A 17,189-nucleotide genomic window follows, 5' to 3' on the forward strand; every position below is an offset into this window, starting at 1 on the left:
ACTTAAATACTTTTTCCTGGTAATAGGGTGACGGGTAAGAAGTAACCAGTTGTCGCAACTTCCTTGCCTTCAATCTTCTGTAAGAGAAGATCGACAGTGAGTTGGGCAATCTCTTTCATAGGTTGCTTAATAGTTGTCAGGTGAGGATAGTAGTTTTCGATAAAGTAAGTCCCATCATAGCCGATGACTTTGAGCTCATCAGGAACAGAAATTCCCAGCTCTTGAGCGATTTTGATAACCAGGATAGCTGTCAAATCATCCGAAGCAAAAATCGCATCTGGTTTCTGATGGGTCAAGATGTTCTTGATTTCCATTTCTTTTCGGACGGGCGAAAAGTCACTCGAAACATTGATAATAGGCGCTTTCGGGAGAACAGAGGCAAAACCAGCGTGGCGCAGTCCAGTCGGTGAGTTGGAATTGTCATTTCCTGTAATCATGATGATAGACTGAGCTCCTGTCTTGACCAAAGTTTGGGCTGCGAGGACTCCGCCACCGTAGTTATCAGAGGAGACGACAGGAATGTCTGGTGATAGATTTCGGTCAAAGGAAATAATCGGTGCCGTCACACGATTGTAGTCTTCGATTCCCAAGTTGTGACTTCCAGAAATGATACCATCGACCTGGTTGGCCTCTAGCATTTCAATGTACTCCCGTTCTTTTTCAGAGTCATGTTCGCTGTTACAGATGATGGTCTTGTAGCCATTCTTGAAGAGTTGGTGTTCCAATTTGTCAATCAGCTCCGCATAAAAGACATGACTGATGTTTGGGAAAATGAGTCCAATCAACTTGGCAGATTTTCCTTGGAGGCTTCGAGCCAGATTATTGGGCTTGTAGCCAAGCTCTCGCATGGCTTCATTAACCTTCTGAATGGTTTTCTCAGATAGATATCCCTTTTTATTGATGACTCGTGAGACGGTAGTGGGGCTGACGCCTGCAAGTTTTGCGACATCAGTTAGTTTTGCGACCATAATCTAATTCATAGTAAGTTCCAGTTGGGTTTCCAGACTTGATCAGGATACCATTTTGGTCTGCATGTGGGAAGACACGACCAGAAAATACTTTTTCTCCTTTATTGATGAAAATTTCAAAGACTGACTTGTCGATGAAGATAGTGGCAGTAGTAGCTTGGTTATCGATAGGGCAAGAACGAGTCGTACCAAATTCTTGGGCGTACTGTTCACCAGCCTGACTACGATCTACTGTCACCTGTCCATTGACAAGGTCAAAGTTGATGGAAAGCCCCTTGCCTTCTTTGTCAGCGAGCAAGATAATCTCGCTTTGGATATTGGCCTCCAAGTTGAGCTCCAGTTCATAGGTGTTATTGGTTTGAGTACGATTTGAGAAGACCTCTTCAGAAGCACGAAGTTCTTTGACGGCTGCGACAGGATATTGGTAGAGTTTGCCATCTTTGATAGTGAGTTCTTTGACCAATGAGAAGGTTCCTTGGTGGTCAAAACGGTCAGATGGGTAAGAAACATCTGGTAACCCAAGCCAACTTACTGCTAGTGCACGTCCATCTGGAGCGTTGAATGCTTGAGTTGCATAGGCTTCAAAGCCATAGTCTAGATTTTGCAATGGAGACACATCTACCATTTCGGCATTTTCAGGATCAAAGGAAGCACCGATTTTGTACATGTTTGGATAGATATTATCATAGTCTAGAACACCCTTATCCAATCCTTGTGGACAGTAGAGAAGGACAGGGTGCTCCCCTACAAAGACTAGATTTGGACATTCCATCATGTAGGCAGTGCGGTCATTAGCAAAGTCAAGGTCGCCAACTGCTTGCCAGTTTGTGTAATCATTGTCCACAGCCTTGTAGAGACGGACGAAGCCTTTTTTCTCTAAGTCCTGTCCACCGACGATAGCATAATATTGTCCCTTAAAGTTGAAAATTTGTGGGTCACGGAAGTGGTCAGTAGAGTCTGCTGGCTGGTCAATCAAGATCTTGTCAATCTTTGTAATCTTGCCATCCTTATCCATCAGAGCACCAATCTGGTAAGGGTGACGAATCCAATTTTCATCACGGACATTTCCAGTATAAAATAGGAACAACTGATCGCCGAACTGCATGGCAGAACCAGAGTAGGCACCGTGGCTATCAAATGGAGTATCTGGCAAAACTTTGACTCCAGTTTCTGTAAAGTGCACTAAATCATCACTTTCAAGCTGCACCCAAGACTTCAACCCATGGGCTGCACCAAAGGGGAAGTTCTGGTAAAAGAGAATCCATTTGCCATCAAAATAAGAAAAACCATTTGGATCATTGAGAAGGCCCATTTTAGGCTCGACATGGTAACGAGTATGCCAAGGAGATTGTGCCATCGTTTCCTTGATTTGTTTGATTTCATCATTAGACCAGTCTTCATAGCGTCTGTAACGGCGCTCGGTTGTCCATTCCATTTTATCTTTCCTCCATAAGTTCTATTCTATTATTAATAGTAAACGTTTTCGGCAAAAAAAGCAAGTCTTTTATGTTAAAAAAAAGAAAAACATGTCAAACGATTGCCATAAATCGAGTAAAGGAAATCTGGCAAATTTTCACGAAAAAATGAAAGAAAATGTAAATAAAAGCCTTGATTCCTCAAGTATAAAGATATTTTTTTGAGGAAAAAGAGAATAACCCTCAAAAACGAGCAAAAATAATCAGAGAAAAAAGAAAGGGTTTAAAAAATTCTGCAAAACGCTTGACATATTTTAGAAACGTGATAAAATAATAGTCGTAGGGCGAATAAAATCGCTTTCAAACAAGAACAAAATTTTATAAGGAGATTTTTGCAAATGAACAATCAGGATATTGCAAAAAAGGTCATCGAAGCCCTTGGCGGACGTGAAAATGTCAACAGTGTTGCCCACTGTGCGACTCGTCTACGTGTCATGGTCAAAGATGAAGGAAAAATCAATAAGGAAGTGATTGAGAACTTGGATAAAGTTCAAGGAGCTTTCTTTAACTCAGGCCAATACCAAATCATCTTTGGTACTGGTACAGTAAACAAGATGTACGACGAAGTCGTTGCACTTGGTTTGCCAACATCTTCTAAAGAAGATATGAAAGCAGAAGCTGCTAAACAAGGAAACTGGTTCCAACGTGCTATCCGTACTTTCGGTGACGTTTTTGTTCCAATCATTCCAGTTATCGTAGCAACTGGTCTCTTCATGGGTGTTCGTGGTCTCTTGACTGCTCTTGGAATTACACTTCCAGATGATGTGAAGATTTACTCAGAAATCCTTACAGATACAGCCTTCATCATCTTGCCAGGTTTGGTTGTATGGTCAACCTTCCGTGTATTCGGTGGTAACCCAGCTGTTGGTATCGTTCTTGGTATGATGCTCGTTTCTGGTTCACTTCCAAATGCCTGGGCTGTTGCGTCTGGTGGTGAAGTAACTGCAATGCAGTTCTTCGGATTTATCCCAGTTGTAGGTTTGCAAGGTTCAGTTCTTCCAGCCTTCATTATCGGGGTTGTCGGAGCTAAATTTGAAAAAGCTGTTCGTAAAGTTGTTCCAGATGTACTTGACCTCTTGGTAACACCGTTCGTAACACTCCTTGTAATGTCAATCCTTGGATTGTTTGTTATCGGACCAGTCTTCCACGTTGTTGAAAGTTACATCCTCATTGGAACAAAAGCTATTCTTAACTTGCCATTCGGACTTGGTGGTTTCTTGATTGGTGGAGTTCACCAATTAATCGTCGTATCAGGTGTTCATCACATCTTCAACTTGCTTGAAGTTCAATTGCTTGCTGCTGACCATGCTAACCCATTCAACGCTATCATCACAGCTGCCATGACTGCTCAAGGTGCTGCGACAGTAGCCGTTGGTGTGAAAACTAAAAATCCTAAACTGAAAACACTTGCCTTCCCAGCTGCTCTTTCTGCCTTCCTAGGTATTACTGAGCCTGCTATCTTCGGGGTTAACTTGCGTTTCCGTAAACCATTCTTCCTTTCATTGATTGCTGGTGCAATCGGTGGTGGATTGGCATCTATCCTTGGACTTGCTGGTACTGGTAATGGTATCACAATCATCCCTGGTACAATGCTTTACATTGGTAACGGACAACTTCTACAATACCTTCTTATGGTAGCTGTATCATTTGTACTTGGTTTTGCTCTTACTTACATGTTTGGTTACGAAGATGAAGTAGAAGAAGTTTCAGGAGCAATTTCTGAAGCTGAAACTGACCGTTTAACAGAAGAAGCAGTAACTGGTACTGTGGTTTCACCTAGCGAAGGTGTTATCCAAACACCAATCGTTGGTGATGTCGTTGCTCTTTCAAATGTGAATGATCCAGTCTTCTCAAGTGGAGCTATGGGACAAGGTATCGCTGTAAAACCAAGTGAAGATGTTGTTTACGCACCAGCTGATGCTGAAGTGACAATTGTCTTCCCAACAGGACATGCTTATGGCCTAAGAACAGCTAACGGAGCTGAAATCTTGATCCACGTTGGTATCGATACTGTTTCAATGAACGGTGAAGGATTCAACCATAAAGTTGCCCAAGGTGACAAGGTTAAAGCTGGAGATGTTCTTGGAACATTTGACTCAGCTAAGATTGCTGCTGCAGGTCTTGACGACACAACAATGGTTATCGTAACCAACACAGCAGACTACGCTTCTGTGACACCAGTCGCAAGCGGTTCAGTTGTCAAGGGTGACGCTATCATCGAAGTGAAAGCCTAGTCCTCTTCGAAAATCAGATTTAAAAATAAAACGAACAAATATTATGTTTGTTCGTTTTTACTTGGATGGTAAGATTTACAGAGGAAAATCTAAAATATTGAGAAATCTAGCCCTTTAAAATGTGCTATAATAGAGAAAACAAAGATAAGAGGTTTATCATGACAAAATTATATGGAAGCTTAGAAGCGGGCGGTACAAAGTTTGTCTGTGCTGTCGGTGATGAAAACTTTAATGTTGTGGAAAAAACACAATTTCCAACAACAACTCCTATCGAGACTATCGATAAAACCATCGAGTTCTTTTCAAAATTCGATAATCTTGCTGGTCTTGCTGTCGGTTCATTTGGTCCGATCGATATCGACAAAAACTCAAAAACCTATGGCTTTATCACAACGACTCCAAAACCTCACTGGGCAAATGTAGACCTACTTGGGGCTCTCCGTCGTGCCCTCAACGTACCCATGTATTTCACCACAGACGTAAATAGCTCTGCCTATGGTGAAGTAGTTGCTCGTAACAATGCTGGTGGCCGTATCGAAAACTTGGTTTACTACACGATCGGTACAGGGATCGGTGCAGGTGTTATCCAACGTGGTGAGTTTATCGGTGGTGTCGGTCACCCTGAGATGGGTCACTACTATGTGGCTAAACACCCAATGGATGTAGAAAAAGAATTTAACGGCGTCTGTCCTTTCCATAAGGGTTGTTTGGAAGGCTTTGCGGCTGGACCAAGTCTAGAAGCTCGTACAGGTGTTCGTGGCGAAAACATCGAACTCAACAGCTCTGTCTGGGATGTTCAAGCCTACTATATCGCTCAGGCTGCGGTCAATGCTACTGTGACTTTCCGTCCAGATGTGATCGTCTTTGGTGGTGGCGTTATGGCCCAACAACACATGCTGGACCGTGTGCGTGAGAAATTCACAGCTCTTCTCAATGGCTACCTACCAGTACCAGATGTGCGTGACTACATCGTGACTCCAGCAGTCGCAGGCAATGGTTCTGCCACACTTGGGAACTTTGTCCTTGCTAAAAGTGTCGCAAAATAAAAAAAGCATCCGTTTGGGCAACCAAACGGATGTTTTGATTGAAGACAATGTTTTTGAGCCTTTCCTTAAGTGATGACGGACGGTAGCGACTTTCTTCGAAATTCCATACCTAAACTTTGAGCCTAAAGTCTCAAAGTTTCCGAACACCTGAAACCATTAGATTTCAGGTGTTTTTATCACGGCGGAAAGGCTAGGTAAGACCTCGCTTTACTCGCGAAGAAGGGATGATTTTCATACCAAAGTATATTTAGTATCAAGCGATAGTCTGTCTATGTTCAAAAAATCCGTTTGGTTTTCCAAACGGATTTTTCTATTCTCAAAACATCTGCCAGAAGAAATCAATAATATAAGTCAAACCATAAGTATAAACCACTAGGGTAAAGGGCTTGGTCAAAACGATGATAATCATATAGCGCTTAAAGGTCATCTTGGTAAGGGCAGCCAGCATACAGAGAAAGTCAGCTGGGCTAACTGGCCAGATCATCATAAAGATAAAGAAACGCTCGAAACGATTGCCCTTATCTAGCCAACCGATGTACTTGTCATAGGTGCGCTTGCTGACGACGGACTGGACAAAGGCAGCTCCATAGAGACGGACGAGGTAAAAGATAATGGCACAACCAATCACGATGCCGATATAGTTATAGATGGTTCCGATGATGTGGCCGTAAATAAATACCCCAGCCACTGAGGTCAAAGCTCCCGGAATGATCGGAACAACGGTTTGTAGGATCTGTAAAAAGATAAAGAGTGGTGGCCCCCAAACCCCAGCTTGCTGGATAAAGGCCGATAGGGTTTCCTTGGACTGTAACACTCCTGCCTGATAGGCCCAAATACAGAAAATCAAGGTGCCGACTCCCCCGACGATAGATGAAATATTGATGACTTGCTGTAGAAGGGGAGAAACAGCTTTCATTTGCTTATCCTGTGACATGTAAACTCCTCATAGATAGTATGATTCTACTATACCATATTTTGCAAAAGAAGGGGGAATTTAATGATAAACATGTTATAATAAAGAAAGTAGAACATCGTTAAAGGAGAGAATGATGCAAGTAAAACCAGAACTGGAGATAGAAAAACAACTGATTAGCCAGCTGGTGACTGGTGAAAGTCAATGGACTTATCGAGAAGACCTAAAAACAGAAGACCAATTATGGGAAAATTTCTTTACTAAACTAGCCCAAAATAATGTGGCTCTCCTAGCAGACCATCCCTTGACAGAGCAGGAAAAACGCCAGATTAAAAACCAACTCAACTTTGTCAGCTACTATGATGCTGCTAAGTGGTTGGTCGGTGAAAACGGCATTGCCAAAGTCGAGGTTCAAAGAGAAGATGCTAGCCTAGGCACCATCCGTTTGTCAGTCATTTGGCGTGACAATATCGCAGCAGGAAAGTCTAGCTACGAAGTTGTCAATCAAGTCCAAAGAGAAAAAGTAAATCCTCTGGATCAAGACCGTAGACTGGATGTTACTCTTCTCATCAATGGCTTGCCTATGATTCAAATCGAGCTCAAGAGTTCCCAAGCAGCATTTATCGATGCCTTTCACCAAATTAAAAAATATGACCGCGAAGGCAAGTTCCGTGGTATCTACTCTAGCTTGCAGATGTTTGTTGTGACCAACAAGATCGATACACGCTATATCGCTGCAGCTCGAGAAAATAAACTCAACAAGCAATTTCTAACCAAGTGGGTGGATAAGGACAATCATCCTGTGACAAACTTGACAAGCTTTGCCCACGAAGTCCTTTCTATCCCTCGTGCTCACCAGATGGTCATGCAGTATTCTGTCATTGATGATAGCAAAAAATCTCTCATCCTCTTGCGTCCTTATCAGATCCATGCTATCGAAGCGGTGCAGGAAGCTTCACGTCGTCAGGAGTCTGGCTATGTTTGGCATACGACAGGTTCAGGAAAGACTCTGACTTCTTATAAGGTGGCTCGGAATCTCCTTCAGATTCCATCTATCCAAAAGACGATTTTTGTCGTTGACCGCAGGGACTTGGACCAACAAACCACTTCATCCTTCCTCTCCTATGCAACCAATGATGTCATTGATATCGATGAGACGGACAATACACATGATTTGGTCAAGAGACTAGGAAGTAATGATAAGCGTGTCGTAGTGACCACCATCCAGAAAATCACTACTATGATGCGCAAGTTTGACCAAGGCCTTTACCAACGAGATGCAGACAAAATCAAGGGCCTCCGCGTGGCCTTTGTAGTGGATGAATGCCACCGTGCCGTGACACCTCAAACACAAAAGGACATTAAAGCCTTTTTCCCTCAGTCTCTCTGGTATGGATTTACAGGAACGCCAATCTTTAAGGAAAATAAACGCCAGCAGGTCGGCGACCTCGCCCAAACTACTCAGCAACAGTATGGAGACCGTCTCCATGAGTATACGGTCAAGGAAGCCATCCATGATGGAGCTGTCTTAGGCTTTAAAGTAGACTATCGCAATACCCTCATTACGGATAGATCTGAAGATGACATACCAGATACTGTCTACGAGAATGAGGAGCACATGCTGGAAGTCTTGGATGCCATTATCAATAAATCCCGCCAACAACTGGGCTTCCAAAAAGGCGTGGGGAATACCTACAATGCCATCCTGACTGTCAAGTCCATCCCTCAAGCCCAAGCCTACTATGACCTTCTTAAAAAAGTCAAGGCTGGACAGACACGAGTCAAGGTATCTGAGAGAGTCAAGATGGTCCTTCCAGACTTTCCAAAGGCGACCATCACCTACTCCGTTACGGAGAATGAAGAAGACTCAAGAGCCAACCAAGACCACATGAAGCAAGTCCTAGAGGACTATAACCAAGAGTTTGATACTCACTTTACTATGGCGGATCTTCGTGGCTTCAATACAGATGTCAATAACCGCCTAGCTCGAAAACAGGACAAGTATCTCTATCGCAATGAACAGTTGGACTTAGTCATCGTGGTCAATCGTCTCCTAACTGGATTTGATGCCCCTTGTCTATCGACTCTCTTTATCGATCGTAAACCAATGCAACTGCAGGATTTAATTCAGGCCTTTAGTCGTAACAACCGTATATTTGATTCTAGTAAGACCTATGGTCATATCATCACCTTCCAAAAGCCTCTAGCTTTTAAGGAAGCAGTAGATAATGCCCTCAAGCTTTACTCAAATGGTGGTGAAAATGATGTCCTAGCACCAAACTGGGAAGAGGAAAAGAGAAACTTTTTGAGAAGTTGTAGCGACTTTCAAAATCTCATCACAGATGACCCTGTAGAAGGACTCCAACTCGAACAAATGTCGACTCCTCAGTTGAGAAAAATTGCCAAAGCCTATCAAGGATTTGATAAGTACCTAGCTTCTATCCGAGTCTATAAAGAGTATGATGAGGAAGAAATTTACGCCCAAACGGGACTCAGTGCAGAAGAGTTGGAAGTTTATCTTGGTTTTTATCAAAATATCCTAGCAGAGTTGAAAAGTCGTTCGGAAGATGATAACGACGATGGCGAACCACTTGATATCCATTATGAACTAGAGTCTATCCAAGTAGATGAGATCAACTACGCCTATATTCTGACCTTGATCCAAAGCTTGATCGAGCAAGAGCAGAGTCAGGAAAAGAGTCTCAGCGCACAGGACAGAGAAGCAGTGGATACCTATATCCAAAGTTTGGAGAAGACCAATCCAAATCTGGCACAGATCATCTCAGAGCTTTGGCAAGAAGTACAGGCAAATCCAGACCGCTACAGAGGTCAATCCATCGCTAATATCCTTGACCAGATGATTGAAGCAGTCATCCAGCAGCATATCCAAGACTTTAGTAAGACCTGGTATGTGGGCGAAGATGAACTCCGCTACTATGTCAATCACTACCGCAAGGGAGCTAAAAAACAACTAGGAGAAAGTCAACTGACTAAGAGTCAGCGCTACAAGGACTATAAAGTTGAGGTGACAGATGCCCTCAACCCACTCCTTTATAAAAAACAAATCAAAGAAGCCTATACCCAACTCATCGAAGAGGTGATTGAACCATTGAGGGTTGGAGGCTATATGTAGATTTTTATTTCTATCAAATTTTGTGATTCCTTTTTTAAAAAAGCCTTATTTAGGGCTTTTTTTAGATATTTATAAATTTTACATAGTAATAAAAAACTATATATTGTGTATTTGTTTAATAATAAACAATATTCTACACATTATATTGTGTTTCTACCTTGACTTCCTTTGAAAAATTGATATAATAACAAATGTAGAATAAAAAAAGACGTCAGTTGGGGCTGACGACTTTGATAGGGTTATGAATTTTTAGCTAGTTTGGGAAAGCACTATTCAAAAATTCCATTTCCAGTGTATCATTTATTTGATAGATTGTAAATTAAAGCGAAAATATTCTAACCTACATTCTACAAAATATTATAGAAAGTGGGTGATCGGTATTCGATTATCAAAATATTTAAATAGAGAACAAATACAAACAGGATTAGACTTCTTAGATGTCGATACAAATGAAGATGTTATGCTATTTGTAGATCCTTTGTTATTGCCAGATAATTTTAAAAGAGTTGTGGATGATTTTATTAAGCGGTCTTATGAAATTTATTGTGAAGGGAATAAAAAAGATTCATTTAACCTTTTTTCACATTCGAAAGAATGTAATGCGACGCACCTAGGATATTCTTCCAATAAGTCAAAAGGGAAAGGTGTCTCAATGAAGATGCTTGACCAATTTTTTAGTTATGTGAAATCATCTGTTTCAGCTGTCCAAGAAAAAGCATTAACATCAGTAGCTATACCTTTATTTATCAAAAGATTTTCCGAAGACAGAATGTCAGATTTGATTGTCAGTTTGTTGAAGAAAGAACTCATTGTTTTTTCATTAGAACAAGCTAGATTACATGGATTTCAAATTAGCAGTGATATCAAAACTTTTGAATATTGGGATCACATAAGTCATGAATGGGCAAAGTTTGAGAGTCATTATGTGTTGGATCCTGAGGAGAATAATAAAGATAGATTATTGATTTTGGTTCCAAAAACAATAGTTAGTAAGAGATATATTATATCTCCAGCAAGATATGTTTCTAATATCTTTAGTCGCTTACAGCTATTATCAATGTATCAGGATTCAAATGGGAAACCATACTCTAAAAAAATTCTGAGAGAGATAAAAATAAATAAACAGTATAACGAAGATAAACAGAAGAACTATATTCTAGATTCAACAACTTCTTCTCCAGAGTATTTTATAGATTACATGGAGCATTCAGAAAAATATAGAGACAATAAGTCATTGCTTGATGATGAGTTAATTAGTCTTTTATAACTTGATAAATGATTGAATAGTGCTACAAGAGAAGAAGAGTTTTCTTCTCTTTTTGCTTTGTTATTAGCGTTCATATTGATTTTTCATGATATAATATTAAAAAATGATGAATGATGATTCTAGGTTATGAATTACATAAAAAGTTAAAACAATTTTTAGATAGAGAGTTATAAGAGTTGAGGAAAAGAATGATACCTAAAATTATTTTTAGTGAAGGAAAAAAAGATTGGGTTAAAAGACCATTATTATCCAACATAGATAAAATTTTAGATTATAGAGGTAGAACACCTAAAAAATTAGGTTTGAGTTGGAGTGATACAGGTTATCTAGCTTTATCAGCTTTAAATGTAAAGAATGGCTATATTGATTTCAATGCTGATGCCAATTATGGAGATCAAGAATTGTATGATCGATGGATGGGAGATAATCACCTTCATAAAGGGCAAGTTGTTTTTACTACTGAAGCACCAATGGGAAATGTTGCACAGATTCCTAATGATGATTTGTATATTCTAAGTCAACGTACGATTGCCTTTGAAGTTAAACATAATTTAATTCGGGAAGATTTTTTAGCTACTTTATTGCGTAGCCAAAAAATATTTAATGAATTAACTTCATTATCTAGTGGAGGAACTGCAAAAGGAGTTAGTCAAAAATCTTTATCAAATCTCAAGGTTTGTTTGCCTACATCATTAGAAGAACAATCCGCCATCGGCTCCCTTTTCCGCACCCTCGACGACCTTTTAGCTAGCTACAAGGATAATCTTACCAACTACCAAGCTCTCAAGGCGACCATGCTCTCAAAGATGTTTCCGAAGACTGGACATACGGTACCTGAGATTCGCTTGGATGGATTTGAAGGTGAGTGGGAATTATATGAACTTAAATCAAGGGCTGAAACTATAACTAAGGGAACCACACCGAAAGATAAAAGCTGGCAAGGGGAAGTAAACTATATTAAAACCGAAAGTATAAATAGAGATACTGGTAGTTTGGTCCGGACAGCCTCTACAAGTTTAGAAGAACATTTAGGATACCTAAAACGTTCTATACTTAAAGAGGGTGATGTATTGTTTTCAATTGTCGGTACTCTTGGGGTAGTTGGGAAAGTTGATAAAAAAGATTTACCTGCAAATACAAATCAGCAAATTGCAATTATTAGATTGAAGAGAGACGATGCGATTTTTATGTTGAATTTTTTGAAAAGTCCAAGAATAAAGTCTTTTATCAAAAGTGATTCAACAATTGGAGCACAACCCTCGCTTTCTTTATGGCAGATAGAGAAAATAAAGGTATCACTTCCTCCTTCACTCGAAGAACAACAAGCCATCGGCGCCTATTTCTCTAACCTCGATAACCTAATCACAGCTCAGCAAGAGAAAATTTCTCAGTTAGTAACACTGAAAAAGAAACTCTTGCAGGATATGTTTATATAGAATTTTGTTATGAAAAAATTTAAAAGATTATGTTTGTCGTTTTGTTTATCAATTTGTTCTTTTTCGCCAGGTTTAGTCTTGTATCTATTTACTATAGACATTTTTCCCTCACATGATTCTTATGTATGTAGTTTTCTAAAAATAGGAGTGTTGATTTTCCTGATGCTTTCTTTTTCTTTTGGAGTCTTACAGTATTTGAAAAGATTTAAAGAAGCAAATGATACTGCTCAAGTTGAAAGTATACAACCAGTAGAAAATGAAATCATTCCAACTTACTTAGGCCTTTTTGTAATTATGCTGGGTTTAGGTGAATTAACATTCTTATATCAGATTGTAGTAATAGTCCTCATTTTTCTAATATGGTGGATTCTTATGGAGAGGTCATACTATTTTAATTTGATATGGTTACTCTCATATCGTTATTACAGAGTCACTGATAAAAACGGTAATGTCTTTATTATTTATAGCAAGAAAAAAGATGTTAAAGAGACTGGGACTATAGAAGGTCTAGTTAGAATAAATAATTTTACTTTTTTGGAGAAGGAATAGTATGTTTTTAGTAAAAGTAGGTCGAACGTATAGAAAATTGGATAACACGGATGATATTTCTGAATTAGTTGCTCCGGAGATTGATCCTGAAAATAGTAGAGAATTTGATCCAGAAATAAAATTAGAACATGAGGAATGGTTCTATATTGAAATTGATGATGAGCATATGTCTATGGTCAAAGAATATGAAGATAAATTTTTAAATACTGCGGGTCTAAATGATGTGAGTGAAGAAGAGTTCTCGAAAATTGACTTGATTTTTCGTAAAGTTGATAACGATGGGTTAGTTTTTCAAAAAATCACACAATCAAAGAGACTGGTAGATAAGTCAATCTTGAAATGGAGATATAGAAGAGCTGAAAGAACAATTATTGAAAAGGGTATAGAACTAAAATCTGAGAACGATGCTTATTTTGACGGAAATAATAAATTGTACTTTAGAAGTTTTAGGACGATTCATAGTCTATTCAAAGGGATTGATGATTACTACCGTATAGCTAGTATTGCAGAAGTTGATGAATTAAAAAGAATTGATTTAGTTAGTTTCTCAGACTTTGAGATTAAATCTAATAATTTAAAGATGGTAGCAATTCTAAAAGATGATGAAATTGATTTATCTGATACCTCAATAATTAGCACCTTATTAACATCATATGAACAATACCCAGAGCAAGATTTTAAGGTCTCAGAAGGAAAATTTATTATTGATACTAACAAACGATTGACAAGTTTTTTAAAATTGGCGTTAGGAAGATTATATACTAATCCAATTACAAGTCATCAGATGGAAGCCAGCTCTGCTAGGCGATTACGGAAGAAGGAAAACTGAGGTAACATTCTTTAAAAAATTATCTATAAAAAGGAGAGTTCATGGTATCTGTAACACAACGTATCAAAGAAATTAACCAACCTCGAGGTGGTTATCTGCCCATCAAGTTATTTTCAGTAGAGCAGTTCGAAGATCACCGAGTTCTGCATTCTGTAGAGTCTGTATCTCCTAGTTTAGTGGGGATTTGTGTGGACTACTTGACACGCTTTATGAAAGGGACAGAAGCCCGTGATGCTTTCATAATTTCTCTCATGGGAGCTCATAGGGTTAACATGGGAGACCTAGCAGAAGCACTACTCGATTTGGTGACAGGATTGGACGATTTATCGATAGAAAGTGCGTGTCGTTTGGTTTCTTTTGATGTCGTTTTTCGTGCGGGGAAACAGTATTATAAGCCTTTTGAGGAAATTACAGTGGATGCCGAAACGATAGAGAATATTCGTATCATGGTGGAGCGAAGCCTTTGCTTCTTCGATCTTTATGGTCCTTTGGTAAAAGATGGCTTTAACTTTTTGGGAGGCTATACAGAAACGATTGATAAGGGTGATGGAGATTTTCTGACCAAGGATACACTGTGGGATTTTAAGGTGACTAAAACAGCTCCTAATAAAGACAATACACTACAAGTCCTTGTATACTATATCATGGGGCTACATTCCTTTGACCCCGATTTCCTTTCTATCGAAAATCTTGGATTTTATAACCCGCGAAAAAACATCGTTTATCAACTTCCAGTCTCTTCTATTCCTTTAGATTTGATTCGAACGATTGAAAATGAAGTGATTTGTTATAAATGAATGCTTGTTTAAAAATAAATTGCAAAACTTAGAAAGAAACACTATGGAAACAACACAAACTTCCCAGTCGCTCTACCAAGCCCTGTGGAACTCAGCGGATGTTCTCCGCTCTAAGATGGATGCTAATGACTACAAGTCATATCTCTTGGGCATGGTCTTTTACAAGTATCTATCAGATAAGATGCTCTTTTTCGTGGCGGAGACCATGGAGGAGGGGACAGATAGTCTTGAGGCTGCCCTTGAGGTCTATCGTAACTACTATGAAGATGTGGACACTCACGAGGATCTTCTTGCAGTCATGAAGGACGAACTCAACTATAGTATCAAGCCCGACTTGACCTTTACGGCTCTGGTAGCGCGTGTTAATGAGGGGACTTTCCAGCTGGAAGATTTGGCTCAGGGTTTTCGAGATATCGAGCAGAGTGACGACCTCTATGAAAATCTCTTTGAGGATATTGATCTCTATTCCAAAAAGCTAGGGGCAACTCCACAAAAGCAAAACCAAACAGTGGCGGCAGTCATGAAAGAGTTGGCTGTGCTAGATGTAGCGGGTCATGCAGGCGATATGCTGGGGGATGCCTATGAGTATCTGATCGGTCAGTTTGCGACTGACTCGGGTAAGAAAGCTGGTGAGTTTTATACACCTCAGCCTGTTGCCAAACTCATGACTCAGATTGCCTTTTTAGGTCGTGAGGACCAGCAAGGTTTTACCATCTATGATGCGACCATGGGCTCTGGCTCTCTCTTGCTCAATGCCAAGAAATACTCTCATAAACCGCAGACAGTTGTCTACTTTGGTCAGGAGCTCAATACCTCGACCTATAACCTAGCTCGGATGAACATGATTCTACACGGTGTTCCAGTTGAGAATCAATTTCTCCACAATGCTGATACACTGGATGAAGACTGGCCGACACAGGAACCAACCAACTTTGATGGGGTTCTGATGAACCCGCCGTACTCTGCTAAGTGGTCTGCTAGCTCTGGCTTCTTGAATGATCCTCGTTTCTCTCCTTTTGGGAAACTGGCACCCCAGTCCAAGGCTGACTTTGCCTTCCTTTTACATGGTTACTACCATCTCAAGCAGGATAATGGAGTTATGGCTATCGTCCTTCCTCATGGTGTTCTCTTCCGTGGAAATGCGGAAGGAACTATTCGTAAGGCCTTGTTAGAAGAAGGAGCAATTGACACGGTTATCGGTCTACCTGCCAATATCTTCTTTAATACCAGCATTCCGACCACGGTCATCATTCTCAAAAAGAATCGAACTAATCGTGATGTTTACTTTATCGATGCTTCTAAGGAGTTTGATAAGGGGAAAAATCAGAATATCATGACGGATGCTCATATCGAGAAGATTCTGGAAGCCTACAAGTCTCGTAAGGAGATTGACAAGTTTGCCCATTTGGCAAGCTATGAAGAAATTGTCGAAAATGACTACAACCTCAATATCCCTCGCTATGTAGACACCTTTGAGGAAGAAGAAGTCGAGCCGCTGACAGACATCGTCAGCAAGATTAACGAGACAAATAAAGCTATCGAAAGTCAAACAGCTTCATTGCTTGAAATGCTCGGTCAACTCCACGGAACCACACCAGAAGCCGATGCCGAACTCAAAGAGTTTTTGAAAAACTTTAAAGGGTGATGGTGTAATCGATTCGCTCATTTTTTAGATACAACTTTGTTTCCATATTCCCTGGAAACGGATAGAAAACAAGGAGAAACATGGAACAAACTAATCAAAAATCCCAGTGCCAACAACTCTGGGCTAGAAACAAATACCTCGTTTTGAGTCATTCTAGCAATATTTACAATGAGATTCGTCAATACTTGAAGAATGAACAGGTGGAGCTGAGTCATGTTCAAGAACTGATTGACCGTTCCTGTCAAATCCCAGAGCACAGGGGTCAGGTTTGCAATGCCTTTCAGCATATTTGGGGCTATTTTAAAAAGAAAGCGACTGATGCTGAGCGCAAAGACTATATGCTCCTGCTGGATCGCTACCGCTTTGGTCAGGCTTCTAAGGAAGACTTGATCGCTAAAACTCGAGACTTGCTGGAACGCTATCCCAATACCTACTTGCAACATTCGACTTTACTGAAAGGAGACTCCCATGAGACTTTGGCATGAGGCTTTGATTTCACAACTTCCCCGTCCGCAGCTTTTGGGGCAACATCGAGAGTGTTGCGCCCTTCGTGGTAATGGTTGGGGCAGAAAGCATACGACAGTGAACTATGTCTTTACCCACTCGCCCTATCGTCTCTATGCCTATCATCGCTTGATCATGGAGGAGATGGCTAACCGTGGCTATAATGTCAGTCCAGAGTGGTTGGACAAGAACTACCGTGGGAAAATCTGCTCCGCTTATGAGGATTTGTCTGAGGAGAAGCTGACCACTCCCATCTATAGTGAGCATGATGCAGGATACTATGAGGAATGTCTGGCTAATCTCCGAGAGAAAGGCATTGAGCTGAAGTAAGAGTCAGGATTGGCTCCACATTATAACTCTTCTCGTCATTTTTTCGAATAATAAAAAGGAGAT

The 17,189-nt window shown here is 40.2% G+C and carries 14 protein-coding genes; 11 read left to right on the top strand and 3 right to left on the bottom strand.

Annotated elements, in window-relative coordinates:
* Window positions 1-2 precede the first annotated feature (2 nt).
* Both HMPREF2991_RS07375 and HMPREF2991_RS07380 read right to left on the bottom strand, forming a co-directional pair.
* Entirely contained in the window at window positions 3-968 is a 966-nt protein-coding gene (locus tag HMPREF2991_RS07375; protein ID WP_049479116.1) for a LacI family DNA-binding transcriptional regulator, read from the bottom strand.
* A complete protein-coding gene (locus HMPREF2991_RS07380) occupies window positions 949-2,403 on the bottom strand; it encodes a sucrose-6-phosphate hydrolase (RefSeq protein ID WP_070683774.1) in 1,455 nt (484 codons plus the stop codon). The genes HMPREF2991_RS07375 and HMPREF2991_RS07380 overlap by 20 nt, the downstream gene beginning before the upstream one ends.
* Before the next feature lie 378 nt (window positions 2,404-2,781).
* Here HMPREF2991_RS07380 and HMPREF2991_RS07385 point away from each other — a divergent pair, with 378 nt between their 5' ends.
* Together HMPREF2991_RS07385 and scrK are read left to right on the top strand one after the other, a co-directional pair.
* Window positions 2,782-4,677: a sucrose-specific PTS transporter subunit IIBC gene (locus HMPREF2991_RS07385; RefSeq protein WP_070683777.1), complete on the top strand. Its 1,896-nt coding sequence runs from the start codon at window positions 2,782-2,784 to the stop codon at window positions 4,675-4,677.
* 158 nt (window positions 4,678-4,835) lie between these two features.
* The gene (scrK, locus tag HMPREF2991_RS07390; RefSeq protein ID WP_000164292.1) at window positions 4,836-5,723 is read left to right on the top strand and encodes a fructokinase ScrK; all 888 of its coding nucleotides are present in this window, start codon (window positions 4,836-4,838) and stop codon (window positions 5,721-5,723) included.
* A gap of 316 nt (window positions 5,724-6,039) precedes the next feature.
* On the opposite strand, the gene HMPREF2991_RS07395 is transcribed toward scrK, so the two are convergent.
* Window positions 6,040-6,657: a TVP38/TMEM64 family protein gene (locus tag HMPREF2991_RS07395; protein WP_000076177.1), complete on the bottom strand. Its 618-nt coding sequence runs from the start codon at window positions 6,655-6,657 to the stop codon at window positions 6,040-6,042.
* 112 nt (window positions 6,658-6,769) lie between these two features.
* Between HMPREF2991_RS07395 and HMPREF2991_RS07400 the strand changes: the two genes are divergently transcribed.
* The 9 genes from HMPREF2991_RS07400 to HMPREF2991_RS07440 all read left to right on the top strand — a co-directional run bounded on the left by HMPREF2991_RS07400 (window position 6,770) and on the right by HMPREF2991_RS07440 (window position 17,126).
* Window positions 6,770-9,769 (top strand): type I restriction endonuclease subunit R, encoded by a 3,000-nt coding sequence (locus HMPREF2991_RS07400; RefSeq protein WP_070568006.1) that lies wholly within the window; start codon window positions 6,770-6,772, stop codon window positions 9,767-9,769.
* Between the two features lie 370 nt (window positions 9,770-10,139).
* Entirely contained in the window at window positions 10,140-11,036 is an 897-nt protein-coding gene (locus HMPREF2991_RS07405; protein ID WP_070568004.1) for a hypothetical protein, read from the top strand.
* A gap of 188 nt (window positions 11,037-11,224) precedes the next feature.
* Window positions 11,225-12,472 carry a restriction endonuclease subunit S gene (locus tag HMPREF2991_RS10945; protein WP_070568002.1) on the top strand — a complete coding sequence of 416 codons (1,248 nt, stop codon included), beginning with the start codon at window positions 11,225-11,227 and terminating at the stop codon, window positions 12,470-12,472.
* A gap of 9 nt (window positions 12,473-12,481) precedes the next feature.
* Window positions 12,482-13,021, top strand: coding sequence for a hypothetical protein (locus HMPREF2991_RS07415; protein ID WP_070568000.1), 540 nt, complete (start codon window positions 12,482-12,484; stop codon window positions 13,019-13,021).
* A 1-nt stretch (window position 13,022) separates the two neighbouring features.
* Window positions 13,023-13,850 carry a hypothetical protein gene (locus tag HMPREF2991_RS07420; protein ID WP_070567998.1) on the top strand — a complete coding sequence of 276 codons (828 nt, stop codon included), beginning with the start codon at window positions 13,023-13,025 and terminating at the stop codon, window positions 13,848-13,850.
* 41 nt (window positions 13,851-13,891) lie between these two features.
* Entirely contained in the window at window positions 13,892-14,647 is a 756-nt protein-coding gene (locus HMPREF2991_RS07425) for a hypothetical protein (RefSeq protein ID WP_070567996.1), read from the top strand.
* A gap of 43 nt (window positions 14,648-14,690) precedes the next feature.
* Entirely contained in the window at window positions 14,691-16,292 is a 1,602-nt protein-coding gene (locus HMPREF2991_RS07430) for a type I restriction-modification system subunit M (RefSeq protein ID WP_070567994.1), read from the top strand.
* Window positions 16,293-16,372: 80 nt separating this feature from the next.
* Window positions 16,373-16,777 carry a YbgA family protein gene (locus HMPREF2991_RS07435; RefSeq protein WP_070567993.1) on the top strand — a complete coding sequence of 135 codons (405 nt, stop codon included), beginning with the start codon at window positions 16,373-16,375 and terminating at the stop codon, window positions 16,775-16,777.
* Window positions 16,761-17,126 (top strand): TIGR02328 family protein, encoded by a 366-nt coding sequence (locus HMPREF2991_RS07440; RefSeq protein WP_070567991.1) that lies wholly within the window; start codon window positions 16,761-16,763, stop codon window positions 17,124-17,126. The genes HMPREF2991_RS07435 and HMPREF2991_RS07440 overlap by 17 nt, the downstream gene beginning before the upstream one ends.
* Window positions 17,127-17,189: the final 63 nt, after the last annotated feature.

Source organism: Streptococcus sp. HMSC072D07, assembly GCF_001814835.1.
GTDB lineage: Bacteria > Bacillota > Bacilli > Lactobacillales > Streptococcaceae > Streptococcus.